This window comes from Brevibacterium oceani (genome assembly GCF_017948325.1).
In the GTDB taxonomy this organism is placed as follows: Bacteria; Actinomycetota; Actinomycetes; order Actinomycetales; family Brevibacteriaceae; genus Brevibacterium; species Brevibacterium oceani.
In genome coordinates this window covers 1,395,932-1,418,684 of sequence record NZ_CP072846.1, presented here as the reverse complement: position 1 = coordinate 1,418,684, position 22,753 = coordinate 1,395,932, and the positions used below count along the sequence as shown (strand labels likewise).

Sequence of the window (22,753 nt, the reverse complement as noted above, 5' to 3'; positions counted from 1 at the left end):
ATGTCCGCCGACCGAACAGCAGGGAAGGCGATTACCAGCGGTAGTGGGCGAAGGCCTTGTTGGACTCGGCCATCTTGTGAGTGTCCTCGCGGCGCTTGACTGCGGCGCCGAGGCCGTTGCCGGCATCGAGGATCTCATTCATGAGTCGTTCGGTCATGGTCTTCTCACGACGCTGACGGGCGTAGCCCACCAGCCAGCGGAGGGCCAGGGTGGTCGAACGAGTCGGGCGAACATCCACCGGCACCTGGTAGGTCGCTCCGCCGACGCGGCGGGAGCGGACCTCGAGGGACGGACGAATGTTGTCGAGAGCCTTCTTCAGGTTGACAACGGGGTCGTTGCCGTTCTTCTCGCGGGTACCTTCGAGGGCACCGTAGACGATCCGCTCTGCGGTCGAGCGCTTGCCGTCGAGCAGGATCTTGTTGATCAGCTGCGTGACGAGCGGTGAGCTGAAGACCGGGTCAACGACGATCGGTCGCTTGGGTGCAGGACCTTTGCGTGGCATTACTTCTTCTCCCTCTTCGCACCATACTTGCTGCGGGCCTGCTGACGGCCCTTGACGCCCTGGGTGTCGAGCGAACCGCGGACGATCCGGTAGCGAACACCGGGCAGATCCTTGACGCGGCCACCGCGCACGAGCACGATCGAGTGCTCCTGCAGGTTGTGTCCCTCGCCCGGGATGTAGGCGGTCACCTCGATCTGGCTCGAAAGCTTGACACGAGCGACCTTGCGAAGAGCCGAGTTCGGCTTCTTGGGGGTAGTGGTGTACACGCGGGTGCACACTCCGCGACGCTGCGGGCTGCCCTTGAGGGCAGGAGCGTCGGATCCTGCTGATTTCACATGCCGTCCCTTGCGGACGAGCTGCTGGATTGTCGGCACTAAGCGTTCTCCATTTGCTTCTCGATAGACCTAATTCCCAATTCCGGCCACGACCGTGGTCGCGTCTGTGAACCGTGGGACATATCCGACTGAACATCGGGTGAAGCTCGGCTCCCGATGCCAGTAACCGCGCAGTCTCTCATACCCTGCGCTCGGGTGTGTCGCGTGGACACGTCCCGACAGAGTCGATTTTCCGGCGGCCCGCATCGTCAAATTCTCACAGGGGTCCGAGCTTCACAGAATGCCCGGCAGGATCATCCGACGACACAGATAACACAATCAGTCGCTTAACAGAATATCTCTCTTCCGCGCGTCTGGTCAAAATCGCCGGCGAACAACCCTACCCCATCGAGCGCACTCACCCACACGCTCGACCGTACGCACGCCCGCCCTCGCGGTCCGCAGCGGATTCCACCTCGACGATCACCTGGGCGACCACCTGGGCGAACATGGCCGCACCCACCCCGGGGGCCGCCTCGGCGGAGGTCATCGCTCTTTCCTTGACTGATTCAAAAGAAGCAGGCATCCTTAAGGTGTGAACGGGACGAATCATGGACATGCAGAGGATCCTGCCGCAGCCCTGCGGCAGACTTCTCTGCGTGTGACGAAACAGCGGGTTGCCGTGCTCGAGGCCGTGCGGGATCATCCTCACGCGGACACCGAGTCCGTCATCCGCTCCGTCCGCGGGTCGTTGCCGACGGTCTCTCATCAGGCCGTCTACGACTCGCTCCACACTCTCACCGAGGTCGGGCTGCTGCGCTGCATCCAGCCGTCGGGCTCGGTGGCTCGGTATGAGCGGCGAATCGGGGACAACCATCACCACCTCGTCTGTCGGTCCTGCGGTCTCATCGTCGATGTCGACTGCACGGTCGGGCACGCACCGTGTCTGGTTCCCTCTCATGATGCCGGCTTCCGCGTCGAGGCGGCCGAGGTGACCTTCTGGGGCCTGTGCCCGGACTGCGCGGACTCCGGTTCCGCAGCGGACACCGACCGCCTTGCCTCGTCCGTGTGAGACCAGTGCTTCGTTCATGCCCATCCCTCTCCTCGCGGTGAGACACCTGTGTCCTCTCTGCGAGGTCAGCCTTCGTCGTCAAACGGGTCACTGAAGTCGACCCGACTGTGAAAGGAACACGATGACCGACACGACCACCGGCGGCTGCCCAGTCGTCCACACGAGCTCGGAGCCGACGCAGGCTTCCGACTCGGACAACCTGGTCAACCCCACCCAGGGCGATTCCAACGCCCAGTGGTGGCCCAACCGTCTCAACCTCAAGATCCTCGCGAAGGGTCAGCCGGCGCGCGATCCCATGGATCCCGAATTCGACTACGACGCCGAATTCAACAGCCTCGACTACTACCAGCTCAAGGCCGACATCGAAGAGCTGCAGAAGACCAACTCCGACTGGTGGTCGGCGGATTTCGGGCACTACGGCCCCTTCATGATCCGCATGGCCTGGCACTCGGCCGGCACGTACCGCGTGCAGGACGGTCGCGGCGGCGGCGGTGAGGGGCAGCAGCGCTTCGCTCCGCTGAACTCCTGGCCGGACAACGTCTCGCTCGACAAGGCCCGCCGTCTGCTGTGGCCGGTGAAGAAGAAGTACGGCAAGAAGATCTCCTGGGCCGACCTCTTCATCCTCGCCGGAAACGTCGCCCTCGAATCGATGGGCTTCAAGACCTTCGGCTTCGCCGGCGGACGCAAGGACGTCTGGGAGCCCGACAATGACGTGTACTGGGGCTCGGAGACCGAATGGCTCGGCACCGACAAGCGCTACGTCGGCAACCGCGAGCTGCAGAAGCCGCTGGCCGCGACGACCATGGGACTCATCTACGTCAACCCGGAGGGCCCCGAGGGCGAGCCGGACCCGCTCAAGGCCGCGATCGACATCCGCGAGACCTTCGGTCGGATGGCGATGAACGACGAGGAGACCGTCGCCCTCATCGCCGGCGGACACACCTTCGGCAAGACCCACGGCGCCGGACCCGAATCGCACAAGGGCTCCGATCCCGAGGCCGCGCCGCTCGAGGAGCAGGGGCTCGGCTGGAAGTCCGACTTCGGCACCGGTCAGGGCAATGACTCGATCGGTTCGGGCATCGAGGTCACCTGGACCTATCACCCGACCCGGTGGGACAACGAGTTCTTCCACATCCTCTTCGCCTACGAGTGGGAGGTCTTCGAGAATGAAGGCGGACACCTGCAGTGGCGTCCGAAGGACGGCGGCGGCGACGACATGGTGCCGATGGCCCAGGGCGACGGACGCCGCGAGCCGCGCATGCTCACCACCGACCTGTCCCTGCGCTTCGACCCGATCTACGAGAAGATCTCCCGGAAGTTCAAGGACGATCAGAAGGCCTTCGAAGACGCCTTCGCTCGTGCGTGGTTCAAGCTCACCCACCGTGACATGGGACCGGCCACCCGCTACCTCGGCCCCGAGGTTCCCACCGAGGAGCTCATCTGGCAGGATCCGGTCCCGGCCGGCACCCAGCTCGACGATGCACAGCTTGACGCTGTGAAGGCCGCGGTCCGGGACTCCGGGCTCACCGTCTCCCAGCTGGTCTCGACCACCTGGGCGGCCGCGTCCTCGCACCGCGTCTCCGACATGCGCGGCGGCGTCAACGGCGGTCGCCTTCGTCTCGAACCGCAGCGCAGCTGGGAGGCCAATGAGCCGGCCAAGCTCGCCGAGGTGCTTCCGGTGCTCGAGGGCATCGCCGAGGCGACCGGTGCTTCCTTCGCCGATGTGGTCGCCATCGCCGGTGCCGTCGGCATCGAGACCGCTGCGGCTGCCGCGGGTCACGCGATCACCGTGCCCGTGTCCACGGGTCGCGGCGACGCCACCCAGGAGCAGACCGACGTCGAGTCGTTCAACTACCTGGAGCCGACTCACGATGGTTTCCGCAACTACCTCACCGAGGGTCTGCCGCTCAAGGCCGAATACCTGCTGCTCGACAAGGCCAGCCTGCTCGGTCTCACTCCTCCGGAGCTCACCGTCCTCATCGGCGGTCTGCGCGTGCTCGGTGCGAACTTCGAGGACTCCGACCTCGGCGTGTTCACCGACCGTCCCGGCGAGCTGACGAACGACTTCTTCGTCAACCTCCTCGAGCTCGGCAATGTCTGGAAGCCGATCGGTGACTCGGAGACGGCGAACGTCTACGAGTGCTTCTCCCCCGAGGGTGAGAAGCTGTGGTCCGGCAGCCGCGTCGACCTGCTCTTCGGTGCGAACTCCGAACTGCGGGCCATCGCCGAGGTCTACGGCTCCGATGATGCCGGCGAGAAGTTCGTCGCCGACTTCGTCAAGGCCTGGACCAAGGTCGTCGAGGCCGATCGATTCGATCTCCACCGCTGAACCGCATGATGATCTCTGAGAGCTGAGAGGCTCTCGGGTTCACAGGTTCACAGTACGATGCCCCCACCGATTGCGGTGGGGGCATCGTCGTATTCGGGAGGCACGTGAGGACGGGGACCATCTGGTGGGAACAGCACCGACCTCACGTCACCGCGGTCCTTCCGCATGCAGGAAGTTCACTCGTCCCGGTTGAGGACGGCGAATCCGGTGAACATCTGCTCGAAGTGGGTGACTGCGACGTTGTCGACCGTCGTGTCATCGCTACTCGTCGAGGTGGTGTCTGCGGTCGAATCCGACCCGTCGGAGTCCCCACCGGAGTCCGAGCCGGTGCCGGTGTCCGAGTTTGTGCCGGAGTCCGAGCCGGTGCCGTCTTGTGCGGTGCCGTCGGTTCCGGCTCCGCTCGAATTCGTTCCGTCCGACGAGCTTCCGTTCGACGAGCTTCCGTTCGAGCCGGACCCGTTCTGATTCCCCGGCATGCCGTTGGATTGGCCACCGGGCATGCCGCCGCCGTCCGACTGACCGCCCGGCATGCCTCCGCCGTCCTGTTGCCCGCCGTTCTGCGTGCCTCCGTCCTGTTGCCCGCCCATTCCGCCGGGCCCGTTCTGGCCCCCGGGGCCCTGGCTCGTCCCCGAATCGTTCGACGCGATGGCCGCCGAGGCACCGATCGCTCCCCCGGCGAGTCCGCCGACGACGAACAGTGCCGAACCGGCCAGCACCGCGGGGGCCAGTGGGACGCGGCGCTTCTGCTTACGCGGGCCCGCGGTACTTCCGAAGTGTGCGGTCTGGGCAGACACACCATAAGGATTCACCCAGGGCCGCGATCCTGCCGAGCCATCGGAGCGTGGATCGGGCGCGGACCGGGAGACGCGGTCGGAATTCCGGGTGCTGGTCTCGCCGGGGTTCTCACCGGCATTCTGGTCAGCGTTCCGTCCGGCATTTTGGCCGGCATTCTGGTCAGGGTGCTGATTCGGGTTCTGGCCAGAGTTCTGATTCGCGTTGGGACTCTGGTCGGGGTTCTGGTTCTCGGTCATGGAATCTCCTCTGGTTATCGGTGATTCCACTTTCGGACCCCGCGCTGTAGCCCTTCCCAGTCGTACCTGTGGTCAGCCTGTGCGATTCGGTTCAGCCTGTGCGATTCGGCTCAGGCGGCGGGCAGTCGCAGTTCGAAGGTCGTTCCTGCGTCCGTGCTCGACATCGCGATGCTGCCGTGCATGAGGTCGACGAGGCCGGCTGCGATAGCGAGCCCCAGCCCCGAGGATCCGCCCTCGGCTCCGTCCTGCCGTGCCCGTGAGGGATCCCCCCGGACGAAGCGATCGAAGACCCTGTCCCGGATCTCAGGCGGAATGCCCTGCCCGTCGTCACTGATACGGATCGCCACGACGTCGCTGGGCAGCTGCCCCGAGACCGGCTTGTGCGCCGCCTGCGCCTCGATATGCACTCTGGTGCCCGGAGGGGTGTGCACGCAGGCGTTCGTGAGCACGATCGACACGACCCGGCGCACCTGGTCGACCTCGCCGCGCACTTCGAGAGCCTCGGGCGGGACGTCGAGTGAGATCGAATGATCGGGGTTGACGACATGGGCGTCCTCGACGAGCTCGATGAGCAGGGACGAGACGTCGACGGTGTCCTCACTCGTCGGCTGGCGGCCTGCTTCGAGGCGCGCAAGGAGCAGGAGGTCATCGACCAAGGAGGACATCCGCATCGCTCCGGAATCGATCCTGCCCAAGGAGGTGGCCACCTCGGCGGGCAGATCGTCGCGGTACGGGCGGGTGAGGTCGGCCCAGCCGCGGATCGTCGCGATCGGGGTGCGCAGCTCATGGGAGGCGTCGGCGACGAACCGGCGCATCTGCTCCGTGCCCCGATAGCGCTCCTCGAGGGCGGAGCCGACATGGTCGAGCATCCGGTTGACCGAGGCGCCCACGTCGCCGACCTCCGTGCCCGGCACCGCGAGGTCGGCGGGGACCCTGAGCGCAAGCTCGGGTTCGCCGGCGCTGAGCTCGAGGTCGGTGACCTCCCGCGCGGTGCGGGCGACCTCCCGCAGATCGCGCAGCTGCCGGTGGATGATCACGGCCATGAGTGCGGCCGTGGCGATGACGCCGATGAGGACGACGAACGCAGTCGTCCACGCGGTGCGTTCGAGGGCACCGTCGACGCTGCCCTGGGGAACCCCGTACACAGTGGTGGTTCCGCCGTCGTCGAAGGCCACGACACGGTAGGCGCCGAATCCGGGCACTCGCACGGACTCGTGAGCGGAAGCGCTGCCGCCGGAGGCACTGCCGCCGGACTCGCCCCCGCCGGGTTCGACGTCGAGCAGGGCATCGATCGCCGCCGCGGACAGGGCCCGCGGGCGGCTCAGCCCCGCCTCGGCGATGAGCCCCTCTCCCCCGTCGCCGGAGTCGACGACGAGAGCACCGTCGCCGACGCCGGGCTGGAAGAGATAGCGCAGAGCAGAATCGACCGCCCCCGACGATCCGTCACCCCCACCCGAGGTTCCCGGATTCCCGGTCGCCCCGGGTCCCGCGCCGGGACCGTCGCCCGAACGCGCATGCGACGTCATCGACGTCAGCTGTGCGTCGAGGTCGGACATGAGCGAGCCGCGCACGCTCAACCAGGAGGCGGTTCCGATCCCGGCCCCGACGAGCAGGAGGACGAGGCCGGCGAGGACGATCAGCCTCGTCTGCAGCCGCCATCGACGCAGGGTCACTGCTCCGCCCGCAGGATGTATCCGGCTCCGCGCTTGGTGTGGAAGAGGTTCGGCAGGTCCGGGAACGGGGTGTCGATCTTCTTCCGCAGGTAGGAGACGTAGAGTTCGACGATGTTGCCGTTGCCCCCGAAGTCGTAGTCCCACACCCGGTCGAGGATCTGGGCCTTTGAGAGCACCGCCCGCGGGTTGCGCATGAACAGCAGCAGCACCTCGTATTCGCGAGCGGTGAGTTCGATCGGCTGACCGGCGCGGGTGACCTCATGGGAGCGCTCGTCGAGTTCGAGGTCGCCCACGCGCAGAACATCGTCCTCGTCGACCGGGCCGGCCGAGGCTCCACGGCGCAGGCGCACCTCGATGCGGGCGATGACCTCATCGAGGTTGAACGGCTTAGTCACGTAGTCGTCCCCGCCCAACCGCAGGCCCGTCAGCCGGTCGTCGACCTCGTCGCGGGCGGAGAGGAAGACGACCGGGGTGTCGATTCCCTCCCCGCGGATCTTCTCGATCACGGCGAAACCGTCGAGGTCGGGCAGCATGACGTCGAGGACGATGGCGTCGAAGCGTTCGCTCCTGGCCAGCGCCACGGCCTCACGGCCGGTGCCGACCCCTTCGGCTTCCCATCCCCTGACTTGGCAGGCCATGACGAGGAGCTCGGAGAGGTTCGCTTCGTCGTCGACGATGAGGATGCGCGCCGGCGGATTCGCTGTCGGGTTCATAGGTCGATTATCCCCTCATCCGGCGCTCAGATCGTAGAGCGAAACGGAGTCGACGGTGGTCGCCTCGTAGTTCGCCTCGACCCAGGCCGCGATCTGAGATGAGGACGAATCCGAGTCGCCGCCGCCGGGGCCCTGGCCGCTCGAGCCCGATCCGATGTAGTAGTGGATCTTACCCTCGGCCACGAGCTGTTTGAACTCTGCGAGGCTCGGCGAGGGATCGGTGCCGTTGAACCCGCCGATCGCCATGACGGGCTCGCCCAGCGCGAGCTGGTATCCCGCGGCCTGGTTCGCCCCGGTCGCCGCAGCCACCCACGTGTAGTCCGAGGCGTCCTGTTCGAGCAGATCAGTGAGCTCGTCCGAGGGTTCCGAGCCGTTGAGCAGACCGCCCATTCCGCCTCCTCCGCCGCCGGGAGCTCCCCCACCGGGGCCACCGGTGCCGGTCTCCGACTTGCCTGCCCCACCGGTCGTTCCGGTGGTTCCTCCGCCGGTGCCGCCGGTGGGGGCTCCGCCGCCGGCACCACCGTCGCGGGCTCCTCCCCCGCCGGGCATTCCTCCCCCGCCGGGTCCGCCGCCCATGCCCGAGCTCGTACCGGCGATCGTCACGATCGATCCCTGCGTCGAGCCGGCGATCGTGCGCACGGCCAGCTGAGCCGGAATCGCAGCGCTGCCGAGGACGGCCAGTGCCACGAGCACCGAGGCGAGCGCCGCACCGAATCTGCGATGCGCGGTGGCGATGAGGGCCAATGCACCGAGTATCGAGACGATGAGCACCGCCCAGCGCAGGATGCCGGGGATTCCGGTCATATCGGAGCTGAGGATGAACTGCCATGCTCCGGTCAGGGCCCACGCGATCGCCAGCAGCAGTCGTGGAAGGAATCCGGACCGCTCGAGCAGCACGGCGATGCCGAGGCCGATGACGACCGCGATCGCGGGAATGAGTGCGACCGTGTAGTACTCGTGGACGATTCCGTTCATATTCGACAGTACGAGCCAGGTGATGACGAGCCAGGCACCCCACATGAGCAGGCCCGCGCCGAGGCTGCCCCTTCCGGAGGAGTCGGCCTTGCCGAAGGAGCCGGCTGTCCCTGAGGTTCCGGATGCGGGCACCGCGCGGTCACCGCCCGTGACGGTGGGGACACCGCGACGGCGGGCCGCCTCGGCGAGGATGAGAAGGACGATCGTGACGACGAGGAGGAACAGGGCGGTGGGCAGGAACCACGACACCTGCTGGCCGAAGCTGCCGGTGAACAGGCGGGTGATTCCTGTTTCGCCCCATCCGCCGCCTTGGCCTCCGCCACCTCCGCCGACGGATCCCGTCTCATTGCCGGTGAGGCGTCCGAAGCCGTTGTAGCCGAAGGTGAGTTCGAGGAACGAGTTCGACTGAGAGCCGCCGACGTAGGGCCTCGAGTCGGCCGGCGTGAGTTCGACGAGGGCGATCCACCAGCCGGCGCTGACGATCATCGATCCGAGCGGGACGAGCAGCCACAGCAGGCGGCGCGGCCAGGAGGTGCGGGCGAAGAGCACCCACGCCAGGGCGAGGCCGGGGACGATGAGCAGAACCTGGAACTGCTTGGTCAGGAACCCGAGGCCAAGGCAGACTCCGGCGAGGACGAGCCAGCCGGCGATGCGGCGTGCGGACCGGCGCCGTTCGGATTCGGTGAGGATGCGGAGTGCATGCTGCGTCGCGACGACCGCGCCGATCATCAGGGTCACGAGCAGGGCGTCCGGGTTGTTGAACCGGAACATCAGCGCCACCAACGGGGACACGGCGACGATCCCGCCGGCCCCCAGTGCCGCAGCCTTCTCGAGGCCTGATCCGACGTGGGACCGCAGGCTCAGCCGCACTGAATGGACGATGAGCAGCACGCTCACTCCGGCCAGGAGGACCTGGGGCAGAAGCATCGAGAACGACGAGAACCCGAAGACGCGGGCGCTCAGGGCCATCAGCCACAGGGCGGCCGGGGGTTTGTCGACGGTGATCGCGTTCGCCGAGTCGAGGGACCCGAAGAGGAACGCCTCCCAGTTCTCCGAGCCGGCCTGCACGGCCGCCGCGTAGAAGGAGTTCGCCCAGCCGTTGGCGCTGAGGTTGGCGAGGAAGGCGGCGATCGTGCCGAGGGTCAGCATGGTCAGCAGCGCCGGGTACCAGTGCCTGCGCAGGCCACGGGTACTGGCAGGATTGGTGTGAGACTCAGACATGCTCGATGTCCTTCCCGTCGTTGTGGGTCCGATCGACTGCGTTCGCCGAGGCGGGGTGGGAGCGGCCGTGAGAGCCGCGGGCGAAGACCCAGGTGCGCATGAGCACGAAGCGGACCACGGTGGCGGCGAGGTTCGCCAGCGTCAGCACCGCGAGAGTGCCGACGCTCGCCCACGGCCCGGTGAACCCGTCGGCGACGGCCAACCCCGCCGAGGTGAAGGCCAGGCACAGTCCGAAGGCCGCCAAGCCTTTGAACTGGGAGGTCAGTCGGTGGTGTGGGGATCGCACCCCGAAGGTGTGACCGCGGTTGAGTGCGGTGTTCGCGATCGTCGACAGGAGCAGTGCGATGATGTTCGCCGCGGAGTCCGAGACGAACTGGACCCCGAGGAGGAACAGCACGGCGTAGAGCACGGTGCTGATGATTCCGACGTCGATGAAGTGGAGGATCTGCGCGCCGGTGTTCGGTGCGGGGACCTCGTGCTGAACCCGGGTTCGTCCGCCTGTGCGCAGTCGGACGATGCCTTTGATGTCCTTCCACGCCGTGTTGATCACGTCGACGGAGGAATCGGGATCGTCCGTCCAGTCCGTGCCGAACTCATGGATGCGGAGGCCGGCCCACTCTGCGCGAGCGAGCAGCTCCGTGTCGAAGAACCACTCGGTGTCCTCGACCTGAGGCAGCAGTTCCTTCGCCGCCCGCGCCGACAGTGCTTTGAACCCGCACTGGGCATCGCTGAATCCGACGCCGAGGCTGACCTTGAGCAGACGGTTGTAGCAGCGGGAGATGATCTCGCGCTTGATGCCGCGATCGACCGCGAGTCCCGGCTGCAGGCGGGAGGCGATGGCGACATCGGCCAGGCCTGACCGGATGACCTCGACCATCGGGTCGAGGACGCGGATGTCCGTGGCGAGGTCGACGTCCGTATAGGCGACGACGTCGGCCGTCGATGCCTGCCACACGCGGCTCAGGGCACGGCCGCGCCCCTTCTGCTCGAGGCGGACGTATTCGACCTGCGCATGTCTGGCCGCGAGTGTCGAGGCGATGTCGGGGGTGGCATCGGTGCTCGCGTTGTCGGCGATGATGATCGTGACCTCAGTGCCGAGGGAGGGCTCGACGGCGAGGAGGGTCTCGATCGAGGCGGCCAGCGAGGCCTCCTCGTTGTACACCGGGACGACGAGGTCGACGGTGGTGGTCGGGCGGGTGGCCGTGTCTGCTGTCTGCGTCTGCGACTGCTGCCAGGCGCTGCTCTCATCTCTCATGGACTCCACATTCCAGGGGTCGGATAGGCCCAGCATTGGTCGAACCTGTGGCCCTGCTGTGGAGTCCTCACCACGTCAGTCCGCCCTGCTGCCACGTGTGAAGACCGCTACACTGGGCACCATGGCCGACGACGACTCCCCTCCTCCCCAGCGGCGCATCCGCGCCTCCGACCAGGACCGCGATGATGTCCTGTCCGTGATCACCGAGGCTGTGACGAACGGTCGCCTCGATCCCGAGGAGACGACGCAGCGGCAGGATGAGGCCATCGGTGCGAAGTTCCTCGACGAGCTCATCCCGCTCATCGACGATCTTCCCGAAGGCGACAGCCTCCACCGCAAGCTCGCCCGTCAGACCGGGCAGGCTCCCGGACCCGCAGGTCCGGGATCGGAGCTGGCTCGGCGCGGACCGACCGAACTCTCCCCCGCTGCGGAACCTGGGTCGGCCACACCGATGAACTCCGTGGCCATCATGTCCGGGCGCCAGCTCGACGTCCCGCCCGGCACCGCCGAGGTCACCACCTACGCCCTGATGGGCGGGGATGACATCGACCTGTGCGACGTCATGGGCCCCGGGGTGACGGTCGAACTGAACTCGTATGCGATGTGGGCCGGCAACGACGTCTACGTGCCGCCGGGAGTGCGCATCCGCGACGAGACCATCAACATCATGGGCGGCAACGACATCCATGGGCCCGCGCAGGGTGACGGTTCGAACGGAACCGTCATCCTCAAGGGCGTCTCACTCATGGCCGGGCACGATGTCCGGCTCGCCAAAGGCTATCGAGCAAAGGATCAGGGTCAGCTGGAATGAAGATCGGTGTACTCACCTCGGGCGGCGACTGCCCGGGCCTCAACGCTGTCATCCGCGGCATCGTCCGCAAGGGCATCCGCGCCTACGACGCCGAGTTCGTCGGCATCCGCGACGGCTGGCGAGGCCTCCTCGAGGACGACATGTTCGACATGACGATGCTCGATGTGCGAGGCCTGTCCGGACGCGGCGGCACCATCCTCGGCACCTCACGCACCCACCCCTACGAGGACGGCGGACCCGAGCGGATGCGCGAGGTCATGGCCGCCCACGGCATCGACTCTCTCATCGCCATCGGCGGCGAAGGCACCCTGGCGGGGGCCTCCCGACTCGTTCGTGAAGAGGGCATCCACATCGTCGGAGTGCCCAAGACCATCGACAACGACCTCGGCAACACCGACTACACCTTCGGATTCGACACCGCCCAGTCCATCGCCACCGAGGCCATCGACCGACTGCGCACCACGGCCGAATCCCACCACCGGTGCATGGTCATCGAGGTCATGGGACGCAACGTCGGCTGGATCGCGCTGCATGCCGGGATGGCCGCCGGCGCCCACGCGATCCTCATGCCGGAGTTCCCCGTCTCCTTCGATCAGATCTCCGCATGGGTCCGCTCGGCCCGGGACCGCGGACGTGCCCCCATCGTCGTCGTCGCCGAAGGATTCATCCCCGAAGGATTCGACTCCCAGGTCGCCGACCATGGGGTCGACAACAAAGGGCGGGTCCGCCTCGGCGGGATTGCGAACTACCTGGCCCCGAAGATCGAGGAGATCACCGGGATCGAATCCCGAGCGACGATCCTCGGCCACCTGCAACGAGGCGGCTCCCCCACCGCCTACGACAGGGTCCTGTCGACCCGGCTGGGGATGGCAGCCGCCGATCTCGCCCAGCACGGCCATTGGGGCAAGATGGCCAGTCTCAAGGGCACCGACATCGTCTCGGTCGAGATGTCTTCGGCCGTCGACAGCCTCAAGTCGGTGCCGCTGCACCGCTGGGAAGAAGCACAGGTCCTCTTCGGCTAGGACAAGCCCCACCGAGACAACGGCGGAGCGCCGAGACACCTGCACACAGAGGGCACACACAGTGGTCTCGGCGCTCCGCCGTTGTCTCGACGTCCCGAACCCGGTTCCATACAGAAGGGGCACCCACCATGCGGTGGGTGCCCCTGGTGCAGTCAGCTCTTCAGCCGCTCAGCCTCAGCTGAACGCGCCGTAGTCGTAATCCTCCAGCGGGATGGCAGAGCCGGAATCGGCTCCGATGCCCGCGTAGAAGTCGCCGTAGCTGTTGGTGAACATCTCGGCCTTGGCCTCTTCGGTCGGCTCCACCACGAGGTTGCGGTGCGACTGCAGGCCGGTGCCTGCAGGGATGAGCTTACCGAGGATGACGTTCTCCTTCAGCCCCATGAGCGTATCCGACTTGCCTTCCATCGCCGCCTCGGTGAGGACGCGGGTGGTCTCCTGGAAGGATGCGGCCGACAGCCACGACTCGGTGGCCAGCGAGGCCTTCGTGATGCCCATCAGCTCGTCACGAGCCGATGCGGGCTGGCCGCCTTCGGCGACCACACGACGGTTCTCCGCCTGGTAGCGGCCGCGGTCGACGAGCTCGCCGGGCAGCAGGTTCGTGTCGCCGGACTCGATCACGGTCACGCGACGCAGCATCTGCCGCACGATGACCTCGATGTGCTTGTCGTGGATGCCCACACCCTGCGACCGGTAGACTTTCTGGACCTCCTCGACGAGGAAGCGCTCGGCTTCACGGCGACCGCGGATGCGCAGCACCTGCTTCGGATCGACAGCACCGACGATGAGCTGCTCACCGGCCTTGACGTGCTGTCCGTCCTCGACCATCAGGCGGGCACGCTTGGAGACCGCGTGCTCGATCTCCTCGCTGCCGTCGTCCGGGGTGATGATGACGAAGCGCGTCTTGCGGCTGTCGTCGATCTTCGCCCGGCCGGTCGCCTCGGCGATGGGGGCGAAGCCCTTCGGGGTACGAGCCTCGAAGAGCTCGGTCACACGCGGCAGACCCTGCGTGATGTCACCGGTCGACGCTGCGGCACCACCGGTGTGGAAGGTACGCATCGTCAGCTGGGTGCCGGGCTCGCCGATCGACTGGGCCGCGACGGTGCCGATGGCCTCGCCGATGTCGACGAGCTTGCCGGTCGCCATCGAACGACCGTAGTGCTCGGCGGAGATCTGCGCATCGGAATCCGCGGTCAGCACCGAGTGGACCTTGAGCTCCTCGATGCCTGCGGCCACGAGGGTGTCCACGGTTGCGGCGGTGACATCGGACTTCGCCGGGACGATGACATTGCCATCGGCGTCGGTGACGTCGTTGACGGTGAGTCGACCGTACACGCTGGTCTCGGCGTACTCGTGCGGCACGAGGTTGCCCTCGTGATCGCGTTCGGCCACCGGCAGGGTGATGCCCTTGTTCGAACCGGCGTCCGCGGTGCGGATGATGACGTCCTGGGACACGTCGACGAGTCGACGGGTCAGGTAACCGGAGTCAGCGGTACGCAGAGCGGTGTCGGCCAGGCCCTTACGAGCACCGTGTGAGGCGATGAAGTACTCGAGCACCGCCAGGCCCTCACGGTAGTTCGACACGATCGGACGCGGGATGATCTCACCCTTCGGGTTCGTCACCAGTCCACGCATACCGGCCAGCTGGCGGACCTGCATCCAGTTACCGGAGGCACCGGACTCGACCAGGCGCAGCACCGAGTTCTGCTCGGGGAAGTTCGTGCGCATGACCTGGTCGACCTTCTCGGTCGTCTCGGTCCACAGTTTGACGAGCTCGTTGCGGCGCTCGTCGTCGGTGAGCGCACCGAGTTCGTACTGCTGCTGCACCTTCGTGTCGATGGCCTCTGCCTCGGCGAGGATCTCCGTCTTCGCCTCGGGCGAGACGACATCCGACATCGCGACGGTGATGCCCGAACGCGTGGCCCAGTGGAAGCCCCCGGACTTGAAGTTGTCCAGCGTGTGGGCGACCTCGACCTTCGGGTACTCCTCGGCGAGGTGGTTGACGATCCGGCTCAGAGCCTTCTTGTCGATCGTCGAGTTCACGAACGAGTAGTCGGCAGGCAGGTACTCGTTGAACGTCGCGCGACCCAAGGTCGTGGCCACGTCCAGCGGATCACCGGCTGTCCAGCCCTCGGGTACGTCGATGTCGTCACCGGGAACAACGTTCTCCAGGCGGATAGTGATCGGCGAGCCGAGGTCGAGCTCTCCGCGGTCGAAGGCCATGAGGGCCTCGCCCATTCCGGAGAATGCGCGTCCTTCGCCGGGGAGTCCCTTGCGCTCGGAGGTGAGGTGGTAGAGACCGATGATCATGTCCTGCGAAGGCATGGTCACGGGCTTGCCGTCCGAGGGCTTGAGGATGTTGTTGGCCGAGAGCATGAGGATGCGGGCCTCGGCCTGCGCCTCGGGGCTCAGCGGCAGGTGAACGGCCATCTGGTCACCGTCGAAGTCGGCGTTGAACGCCGAGCACACGAGCGGGTGCAGCTGGATGGCCTTACCCTCGATGAGCTGAGGCTCGAACGCCTGGATGCCCAGACGGTGCAGGGTCGGTGCGCGGTTGAGCAGCACGGGGTGTTCGGTGATGACCTCTTCGAGGACGTCCCACACCTGCGGGTGCTGACGTTCGACCATGCGCTTGGCGGACTTGATGTTCTGCGCGTGGTTGAGATCGACCAGGCGCTTCATCACGAACGGCTTGAACAGCTCGAGGGCCATGGTCTTGGGCAGACCGCACTGGTGCAGGTGCAGCTGCGGACCGACGACGATGACCGAACGGCCCGAGTAGTCCACACGCTTGCCGAGCAGGTTCTGACGGAACCGGCCCTGCTTGCCCTTGAGCATGTCCGACAGCGACTTGAGCGGGCGGTTGCCCGGTCCGGTCACCGGACGTCCGCGACGTCCGTTGTCGAACAGCGAATCCACGGCTTCCTGCAGCATCCGCTTCTCGTTGTTGACGATGATCTCGGGAGCACCGAGGTCGAGCAGGCGCTTGAGGCGGTTGTTGCGGTTGATCACGCGACGGTAGAGGTCGTTGAGATCCGAGGTCGCAAAGCGACCGCCGTCGAGCTGAACCATAGGACGCAGCTCAGGCGGAATCACCGGAACGACGTCGAGGACCATGCCCTCGGGGTTGTTGTCGGTGGTCAGGAACGCGTTGACGACCTTGAGGCGCTTGAGCGCGCGGGTCTTGCGCTGGCCCTTGCCGGTGGCGATGAGCTCACGCAGCTTCTCGGCTTCGCCCTCGAGGTCGAAGTCGAGCAGGCGCTTCTGGATCGCCTCGGCACCCATGGCACCGGTGAAGTAGAGACCGAAGCGGTGGAACATCTCGCGGTAGAGGCTCTCGTCACCTTCGAGGTCGTTGACCTTGAGGTTCTTGAAGCGGTCCCACACCTGCTCGATACGGTCGACCTCACGGTCGGCGTTCTTGCGCAGCTTGTCCATTTCCTTCTCGGCGGTGTCGCGCAGCTTCTTCTTGGCCTGGGCGGTGCCGCCCTCGGCCTCGAGCGCTGCGAGATCCTCTTCGAGCTTCTTGGCGCGACGGTCGATGTCGGCGTCACGGCGGGTGCCGATCTGCTGCTTTTCGATGTCGATCTTGTTCTGCAGGCTGGGCAGATCGCGGTGACGGGAGTCCTCGTCGACCGAGGTGATCATGTAGGCGGCGAAGTAGATGACCTTCTCGAGGTCCTTCGGAGCCAGATCCAGCAGGTATCCCAGACGGGAGGGAACACCCTTGAAGTACCAGATGTGGGTCACGGGAGCGGCGAGCTCGATGTGGCCCATGCGCTCACGGCGCACCTTGGCACGGGTCACCTCGACGCCGCAGCGTTCGCAGATGATGCCCTTGAAGCGGACGCGCTTGTACTTTCCGCAGGCGCACTCCCAGTCGCGGGTGGGTCCGAAGATCTTCTCGCAGAAGAGTCCGTCCTTCTCCGGCTTCAGGGTGCGGTAGTTGATGGTCTCAGGCTTTTTCACCTCACCGTGTGACCAGCCGCGGATGTTCTCCGCGGTGGCAAGACCGATGCGCAGTTCATCAAAGAAATTGACGTCAGGCACGTAAATCCTCTTTCCTGGCGATGAACGAATCGTTCATCAAAAAGTTGTGTCGGTTGAAGTGGAAGTCCTCAGACTTCTTCTACGGTCTGTGCTTCGCGGCGGGAGAGGTCGATGCCGAGCTCTTCGGCGGCACGGTAGACCTCGTCCTCCGACTCGCCCATCTCGACCTGGCCGCCGTCGGAAGAGAGAACTTCGACGTTGAGGCACAGGGACTGCATCTCCTTGATGAGGACCTTGAACGATTCGGGGATTCCCGGATCGGGCAGGTTCTCGCCCTTGACGATGGCTTCGTAGACCTTCACACGGCCTGGGATGTCATCGGACTTGATCGTCAGAAGCTCCTGCAGAGTGTAGGCGGCGCCGTAGGCCTCGAGGGCCCAGACTTCCATCTCACCGAAGCGCTGACCACCGAACTGCGCCTTACCACCCAGCGGCTGCTGGGTGATCATCGAGTACGGCCCGGTCGAACGTGCGTGGATCTTGTCGTCGACGAGGTGGTGGAGCTTGAGCATGTACATGTAGCCGACGGAGATCGGGTACGGGAACGGCTCACCGGAGCGGCCGTCGAACAGCTGCGCCTTGCCCGAATTGTCGATGAGGCGGTCCCCATCGCGGTTCGGGGTCGTCGAATCCAGCAGTCCGCGCAGCTCCTGCTCGTGCGCACCGTCGAAGACCGGGGTGGCCAGGTTGGTGCCGGCCTCGGCTTCGCGAGCGGCCTGCGGCAGCTCGGCGGCCCACTCGGGGTTGCCCTCGATCTTCCAGCCCTGCTTCGAGATCCACCCGAGGTGGATTTCGAAGACCTGGCCGATGTTCATACGACGTGGCACGCCGTGCGGGTTGAGGATGACGTCGACGGGGGTTCCGTCGGCGAGGAACGGCATGTCCTCGACCGGCAGGATCGTCGAGATGACGCCCTTGTTGCCGTGACGGCCGGCCATCTTGTCGCCGATGGTGATCTTGCGGCGCTGAGCCACGTAGACGCGGACCATCTGGTTGACGCCGGGCGAGAGCTCGTCGTCGTCCTCACGGTCGAAGACGCGGACACCGATGACGGTGCCGATCTCGCCGTGGGGAACGCGCAGCGAGGTGTCGCGGACCTCACGGGACTTCTCACCGAAGATCGCACGGAGCAGACGCTCCTCCGGGGTCAGCTCGGTCTCACCCTTCGGGGTGACCTTGCCGACGAGGATGTCGCCGTCGGTGACCTCGGCGCCGATGCGGATGATGCCGCGGTCGTCGAGGTCGGCCAGTGCGTCGGGCGAGATGTTCGGGATGTCCCGCGTGATCTCCTCGGCGCCGAGCTTCGTGTCGCGAGCATCGACTTCATGCTCCTCGATGTGGATCGAGGAGAGCACATCGTCCTGAACGAGGCGCTGGGAGAGGATGATCGCATCCTCGTAGTTGTAGCCTTCCCAGGACATGAACGCCACGAGGAGGTTCTTGCCCAGAGCCATCTCACCGTTCTCGGTCGACGGTCCATCGGCGAGGACGGCGCCGGTCTCGACGCGGTCTCCCTCGTCGACGAGGATGCGCTGGTTGTACGAGGTGCCGTGGTTCGAACGCTTGAACTTCGAAGCCTTGTAGGTCAGCTGCGTTCCGTCGTCGGCGAGGACGGTGACGTAGTCGGCAGAGACCTCGGTGACGACACCGGACTTCTCAGCGACGATGACGTCACCGGCGTCGACGGCGGCACGGTATTCCATGCCGGTGCCCACGACGGGAGACTCGGCCATCACCAGCGGCACGGCCTGACGCTGCATGTTCGCACCCATGAGGGCGCGGTTGGCGTCGTCGTGCTCGAGGAACGGAATCAGAGCCGAAGCCACAGACACCATCTGACGTGCGGAGACGTCCATGAAGTCGATCTGGTCGTACTGGACCAGCTCGGCCTCACCGCCGCCGCCCTTCGGACGGGCCAGGACCTCGACCTCGGCGAAGCGCTGCTCGTCGGTCAGCGGCGCGTTGGCCTGCGCGATGTTGAACTCGAGCTCGTCATCGGCGGTCAGATACTGCGTCTGGTCGGTCACCACTCCGTCGATGACCTTGCGGTACGGGGTCTCGATGAAGCCGAACGGGTTGATGCGCGCATAGGAGGCCAACGAACCGATGAGGCCGATGTTCGGACCCTCAGGGGTCTCGATCGGGCACATGCGGCCGTAGTGCGAGGGGTGCACGTCACGGACTTCCATGGCGGCGCGGTCGCGGGAGAGACCGCCCGGCCCCAGAGCCGAGAGGCGACGCTTGTGGGTCAGACCCGCCAGCGGGTTGTTCTGATCCATGAACTGCGAGAGCTGCGAAGTGCCGAAGAACTCCTTGATCGCAGCCACCACGGGGCGGATGTTGATCAGGGTCTGCGGGGTGATCGCCTCGACGTCCTGGGTGGTCATGCGCTCACGCACGACGCGCTCCATGCGGGACAGACCCGTGCGGATCTGGTTCTCGATGAGCTCACCGACGGCGCGGATGCGGCGGTTGCCGAAGTGGTCGATGTCGTCGAGCTTGACGGACAGGTCGACCTCTTCGCCGTCGCGCGTGCCCTTGGCGGTCTCCACACCGGCGTGCAGGGAGACGAGGTAGCGGATGGTGGCCACGATGTCCTCGGTGGAGAGCACCGAATCGGACAGCGGTGCTTCGACGCCGAGCTTGCGGTTGACCTTGTAGCGGCCGACCTTCGCCAGGTCGTAGCGCTTCGGGTTGAAGTACAGATTGTTGAGCAGGTTGCGGGCGGCCTCGGCGGTCGCCGGCTCTGCCGGGCGCAGCTTCTTGTAGATGTCGAGCAGCGCTTCGTCCTGCGTGTTGACGGTGTCCTTGGCCATCGTCTCGCGGATGGATTCGAACTCGCCGAATTCCTCGAGGATCTTCGCTTCGGTCCAGCCGAGGGCCTTGAGCAGAACGGTCACGGACTGCTTGCGCTTGCGGTCGAGGCGGACGCCGACCTGATCGCGCTTGTCGACCTCGAACTCGAGCCAGGCACCACGGGAGGGGATGATCTTCGCGGAGAAGATGTCCTTGTCCGTGGTCTTGTCGACGCTGGATTCGAAGTAGGCGCCGGGCGAACGGACGAGCTGCGAGACGACGACGCGCTCGGTGCCGTTGACGATGAACGTGCCCTTGTCGGTCATGAGCGGGAAGTCACCCATGAACACAGTCTGGCTCTTGATCTCGCCCGTGTTGTTGTTCATGAACTCGGCGGTGACGTAGAGCGGTGCCGAGTAGGTCATGTCGCGCTCTTTGCACTCGTCGATCGAGTACTTGGGAGCTTCGAACCGATGCTCGCGGAACGACAGCGACATGGATCCGCCGAAGTCTTCGATCGGCGAGATCTCTTCGAAGATGTCCTCGAGTCCCGAGGTCGTCGCGACGGAGTCGTCTCCGATCTCAATGGCCTCGGCGACGCGGTCCTGCCACGCCTCCGATCCGATCAGCCAGTCGAAGCTGTCCGTCTGCAGACCGAGCAGATCGGGAACCTCGAGAGGTTCGCGAATCTTCGCGAAGGAAATTCTCTTGGGGGGATTAGCGGTCCTGGTGTTGTCGTTGGCGGCGGCCAATTGGTTCCTTCCGAGTGCTTCACCATCTGATACTTCGTCTGCCCACTCGTCTTCGCTTCGCCGAGCCGAAGGTGTGTCGGATTTCGACTCCCGGCATCGACGTGGTTCACTTGAGTGGAAATGACGTGCCCCCCGCTATATGAAGGCACACCACAGGCAGAACGATGCAAATATCAAGCTTATAGCATCTGGTCAAGTCTCGCAAGATCGTGTCAGTCGAGGATCTTCTTCCACAGACCGACCCAGCCCACGGCCGCGAATCCCGCTCGATCGTTGATCGCGAGCATCCACGAATTCTCTGCCGCATTCCAGGTGTAGACGCGCTCGATCGGCGAATCCCGACGGAGCGCGGCGTGGTTGGCGATCTTCAGCCTCGCCCCGAGTCCGTGCCCGCGATGTTCGCTCCTGACGAGGGTGGCGCCCTGATAGGCCACATTCGGCCGCCCCGCATAGCTGACCACCTCGGTGAAGCCCACCCCCTCACCGTCGAGCAGTGCCAACGCCGTCTGAGTCCGCCCACCCGCGAACTCGCGATCGGCTTCGAGCGCGCGCACACGGTCTCCGTCCCACTTCGACTCGTCATAGAGTTCGGCGGCGCCGGGAACATCGGTCGACATCTTCTGCCGCAGCAGCGCGATCGCCTCGACGTGCTCGACCGGAGTCGGTCCCGCCCACGTGCGGATGGTGTAGTCGTCACCGGCCGCTGTATCGTCGGGTGCCTCGGAGGTCGTCTCGTCGCCGGTCGCCGAGCTCATCTCAGGCACGGGCACACCTGCTTCGCCTTCGATCGCAGCGCCCTGGATGCGGGCGGCCGAGCATCGCTCGATCTGCTGGAGGCGGTACCCGCTGTGCAGTGCGAAGGCGACCTCGCCGTGGTCGGCGGGTAGGCTCCCGGTGCCGGCGGCAGCGGCGATCCGAGGCCGGCGAGGGTCGGCGGAGAAGTCCAGTGCGGGCATCTCGCACCACGCGTTCATCCTCGTCCTGCCGTCCTCTCTCAGTTGCGTCTCCATGACCGTGAGCAGCTGGGTGCCCAGACCGTGACGCCGCGCCTCGGGCAGGACACCGGTGTAGACATCGGCGACGTCGGTGTTGTCGCTCAGGCTGAGATAGGCACCGGACTTGGCGACGAGGCGGCCTTCGATGCGCCCCAGCCAGATCTCGTGGGAGGTGAAGGCGTCACTGCGCACGAGTTTGCCGCGCACCGACCCGGGCAGCGGATCGAAGTCGGAGCCGAACCCGAGGGCGCGATTGATCGCCCGGTCGAATTCGACGATCTCGGTCAGCAGCTCGTCGACTTCAGGGTCGGCGAGATCACCGGCCCGTATCCGTGTGATCTCCATGCGTGCACTCCGCAACTTCCGCGTCTCCGAGGCATCTGCGCCCCCTCGCGCTGACAGCCGATGACAGACATTCTAGACTGCGACCATGACACGAGTGAATGTCCTCACCTTCTCCCCCGCCGAGGTCAACTGCGGGATCATCGCCGGCCGTGATCGGATCCTCCTCGTCGATGCCGGGCCCGGCCCCACGGCCGCGGCACGCCTGGTGGACAGGGCGGGCCGCCTCGGCGAGGAGATCGACGGCGGCGGGCAGGAACTCGACCTCGTGATCACCCACGATCATTGGGATCATTTCTTCGGCGCCGCCCCCGCAGTCGCCGCGGGGGTGAGCACCGTCCACGCATCCTCAGCGTTCTCCGCCGATCAGGAGGCCACCTCGTGGATCGCTCTCGACGCGGTGCGCGGCGGTGAGGCGCCGGCGGACTATCGCAGCGAGCTGCCGAGCGATCCGGCCGAACTCGTCGTCGACGTCTCCCCCGTCGACGGCGACGACGGAGCGATGGGCCATCTCGATCTCGGCGGCTGCCCGGTCGAATTCCACGTCCTCGGCGGGCATTCCACCGCCGATCTCGTCGTCCGTCTGCCGGAGCTCGGGATCGTCTTCGCCGGCGACCTCGTCGAGGAAGCCGATCCGCCTCAGGCGGGAGCCGATTCCTCACTGAGCGAGTGGGCCGCCAGCCTGCGGATCCTGCTGTCCTTCACCGAGGCGAGAGTCTTCGTCCCCGGTCACGGAGTTCCGGTCGATCGGGACTTCGTGGCCCGGCAGCTCGACGATATCGAGGGGCTGAGAGCCGATCAGGGCGACACCGAGGTGGCCCTGCCCGCCCGGGCCATGCCCGGTGATCCGGACCGCGCGGTTCCCCGGGAGATAAGACTCGCCTGAGACCCTTCCCGGGCACG

At 66.0% G+C, this 22,753-nt stretch carries 16 protein-coding genes; 5 read left to right on the top strand and 11 right to left on the bottom strand.

From position 1 onward, the window contains the following. Nucleotides 1-31: 31 nt before the first annotated feature. From rpsG to J9314_RS19305, 3 genes are all read right to left on the bottom strand, one after another. Nucleotides 32-502 carry a 30S ribosomal protein S7 gene (gene rpsG, locus J9314_RS06145; protein WP_166970633.1) on the bottom strand — a complete coding sequence of 157 codons (471 nt, stop codon included), beginning with the start codon at nt 500-502 and terminating at the stop codon, nt 32-34. Next, the gene (gene rpsL, locus J9314_RS06140) at nt 502-876 is read right to left on the bottom strand and encodes a 30S ribosomal protein S12 (protein WP_166970631.1); all 375 of its coding nucleotides are present in this window, start codon (nt 874-876) and stop codon (nt 502-504) included. The genes rpsG and rpsL overlap by 1 nt, the downstream gene beginning before the upstream one ends. Nucleotides 877-1,234: 358 nt before the next feature. Beyond that, the gene (locus J9314_RS19305; protein ID WP_281412369.1) at nt 1,235-1,366 is read right to left on the bottom strand and encodes a hypothetical protein; all 132 of its coding nucleotides are present in this window, start codon (nt 1,364-1,366) and stop codon (nt 1,235-1,237) included. 111 nt (nt 1,367-1,477) lie between these two features. On the opposite strand from J9314_RS19305, the gene J9314_RS06135 reads away from it, so the two are divergent. Both J9314_RS06135 and katG read left to right on the top strand, forming a co-directional pair. Then, nucleotides 1,478-1,888 carry a Fur family transcriptional regulator gene (locus J9314_RS06135; protein WP_425514177.1) on the top strand — a complete coding sequence of 137 codons (411 nt, stop codon included), beginning with the start codon at nt 1,478-1,480 and terminating at the stop codon, nt 1,886-1,888. 121 nt (nt 1,889-2,009) lie between these two features. After that, nucleotides 2,010-4,217 (top strand): catalase/peroxidase HPI, encoded by a 2,208-nt coding sequence (gene katG / locus J9314_RS06130; protein ID WP_210604972.1) that lies wholly within the window; start codon nt 2,010-2,012, stop codon nt 4,215-4,217. Nucleotides 4,218-4,393: 176 nt separating this feature from the next. On the opposite strand, the gene J9314_RS06125 is transcribed toward katG, so the two are convergent. The 5 genes from J9314_RS06125 to J9314_RS06105 all read right to left on the bottom strand — a co-directional run bounded on the left by J9314_RS06125 (nt 4,394) and on the right by J9314_RS06105 (nt 11,085). Next, on the bottom strand, nt 4,394-5,248 hold the full coding sequence (locus tag J9314_RS06125; protein ID WP_210604971.1) for a hypothetical protein: 855 nt from the start codon (nt 5,246-5,248) through the stop codon (nt 4,394-4,396). 110 nt (nt 5,249-5,358) lie between these two features. Beyond that, the gene (locus J9314_RS06120; protein WP_210604970.1) at nt 5,359-6,921 is read right to left on the bottom strand and encodes a sensor histidine kinase; all 1,563 of its coding nucleotides are present in this window, start codon (nt 6,919-6,921) and stop codon (nt 5,359-5,361) included. Next, complete coding sequence (locus J9314_RS06115; protein ID WP_210604969.1) at nt 6,918-7,634, bottom strand: response regulator transcription factor; 717 nt, start codon at nt 7,632-7,634, stop codon at nt 6,918-6,920. The genes J9314_RS06120 and J9314_RS06115 overlap by 4 nt, the downstream gene beginning before the upstream one ends. Nucleotides 7,635-7,649: 15 nt before the next feature. After that, nucleotides 7,650-9,830: an ArnT family glycosyltransferase gene (locus J9314_RS06110; protein WP_210604968.1), complete on the bottom strand. Its 2,181-nt coding sequence runs from the start codon at nt 9,828-9,830 to the stop codon at nt 7,650-7,652. Continuing rightward, nucleotides 9,823-11,085 (bottom strand): glycosyltransferase, encoded by a 1,263-nt coding sequence (locus J9314_RS06105; protein ID WP_210604967.1) that lies wholly within the window; start codon nt 11,083-11,085, stop codon nt 9,823-9,825. Before J9314_RS06105 ends, J9314_RS06110 begins: the two co-directional genes overlap by 8 nt. A 121-nt stretch (nt 11,086-11,206) precedes the next feature. Between J9314_RS06105 and J9314_RS06100 the strand changes: the two genes are divergently transcribed. Both J9314_RS06100 and J9314_RS06095 read left to right on the top strand, forming a co-directional pair. Next, a complete protein-coding gene (locus J9314_RS06100) occupies nt 11,207-11,896 on the top strand; it encodes a DUF1707 SHOCT-like domain-containing protein (RefSeq protein ID WP_210604966.1) in 690 nt (229 codons plus the stop codon). Next, complete coding sequence (locus J9314_RS06095) at nt 11,893-12,918, top strand: ATP-dependent 6-phosphofructokinase (RefSeq protein WP_181274823.1); 1,026 nt, start codon at nt 11,893-11,895, stop codon at nt 12,916-12,918. Before J9314_RS06100 ends, J9314_RS06095 begins: the two co-directional genes overlap by 4 nt. Nucleotides 12,919-13,092: 174 nt before the next feature. Here J9314_RS06095 and J9314_RS06090 read toward each other — a convergent pair whose 3' ends face one another. From J9314_RS06090 to J9314_RS06080, 3 genes are all read right to left on the bottom strand, one after another. Then, nucleotides 13,093-16,965 (bottom strand): DNA-directed RNA polymerase subunit beta', encoded by a 3,873-nt coding sequence (locus tag J9314_RS06090; RefSeq protein WP_210604965.1) that lies wholly within the window; start codon nt 16,963-16,965, stop codon nt 13,093-13,095. Between the two features lie 68 nt (nt 16,966-17,033). Further along, on the bottom strand, nt 17,034-20,513 hold the full coding sequence (rpoB, locus tag J9314_RS06085) for a DNA-directed RNA polymerase subunit beta (protein ID WP_181274821.1): 3,480 nt from the start codon (nt 20,511-20,513) through the stop codon (nt 17,034-17,036). A gap of 212 nt (nt 20,514-20,725) precedes the next feature. Further along, nucleotides 20,726-21,853 carry a GNAT family N-acetyltransferase gene (locus J9314_RS06080; RefSeq protein WP_210604964.1) on the bottom strand — a complete coding sequence of 376 codons (1,128 nt, stop codon included), beginning with the start codon at nt 21,851-21,853 and terminating at the stop codon, nt 20,726-20,728. An 85-nt stretch (nt 21,854-21,938) separates the two neighbouring features. On the opposite strand from J9314_RS06080, the gene J9314_RS06075 reads away from it, so the two are divergent. Next, nucleotides 21,939-22,736 (top strand): MBL fold metallo-hydrolase, encoded by a 798-nt coding sequence (locus J9314_RS06075; protein ID WP_210604963.1) that lies wholly within the window; start codon nt 21,939-21,941, stop codon nt 22,734-22,736. Nucleotides 22,737-22,753 lie beyond the last annotated feature (17 nt).

Coding starts and splice junctions, on each gene's coding strand:
- J9314_RS06110 (WP_210604968.1), bottom strand. CDS start 9,830: ATGTCTGAGTCTCACACCAATCCTGCCAGTACCCGTGGCCTGCGCAGG.
- J9314_RS06125 (WP_210604971.1), bottom strand. CDS start 5,248: ATGACCGAGAACCAGAACCCCGACCAGAGTCCCAACGCGAATCAGAAC.
- J9314_RS06115 (WP_210604969.1), bottom strand. CDS start 7,634: ATGAACCCGACAGCGAATCCGCCGGCGCGCATCCTCATCGTCGACGAC.
- J9314_RS06100 (WP_210604966.1), top strand. CDS start 11,207: ATGGCCGACGACGACTCCCCTCCTCCCCAGCGGCGCATCCGCGCCTCC.
- katG (WP_210604972.1), top strand. CDS start 2,010: ATGACCGACACGACCACCGGCGGCTGCCCAGTCGTCCACACGAGCTCG.
- J9314_RS19305 (WP_281412369.1), bottom strand. CDS start 1,366: ATGACCTCCGCCGAGGCGGCCCCCGGGGTGGGTGCGGCCATGTTCGCC.
- J9314_RS06095 (WP_181274823.1), top strand. CDS start 11,893: ATGAAGATCGGTGTACTCACCTCGGGCGGCGACTGCCCGGGCCTCAAC.
- J9314_RS06080 (WP_210604964.1), bottom strand. CDS start 21,853: ATGGAGATCACACGGATACGGGCCGGTGATCTCGCCGACCCTGAAGTC.
- rpsG (WP_166970633.1), bottom strand. CDS start 502: ATGCCACGCAAAGGTCCTGCACCCAAGCGACCGATCGTCGTTGACCCG.
- J9314_RS06075 (WP_210604963.1), top strand. CDS start 21,939: ATGACACGAGTGAATGTCCTCACCTTCTCCCCCGCCGAGGTCAACTGC.
- J9314_RS06105 (WP_210604967.1), bottom strand. CDS start 11,085: ATGAGAGATGAGAGCAGCGCCTGGCAGCAGTCGCAGACGCAGACAGCA.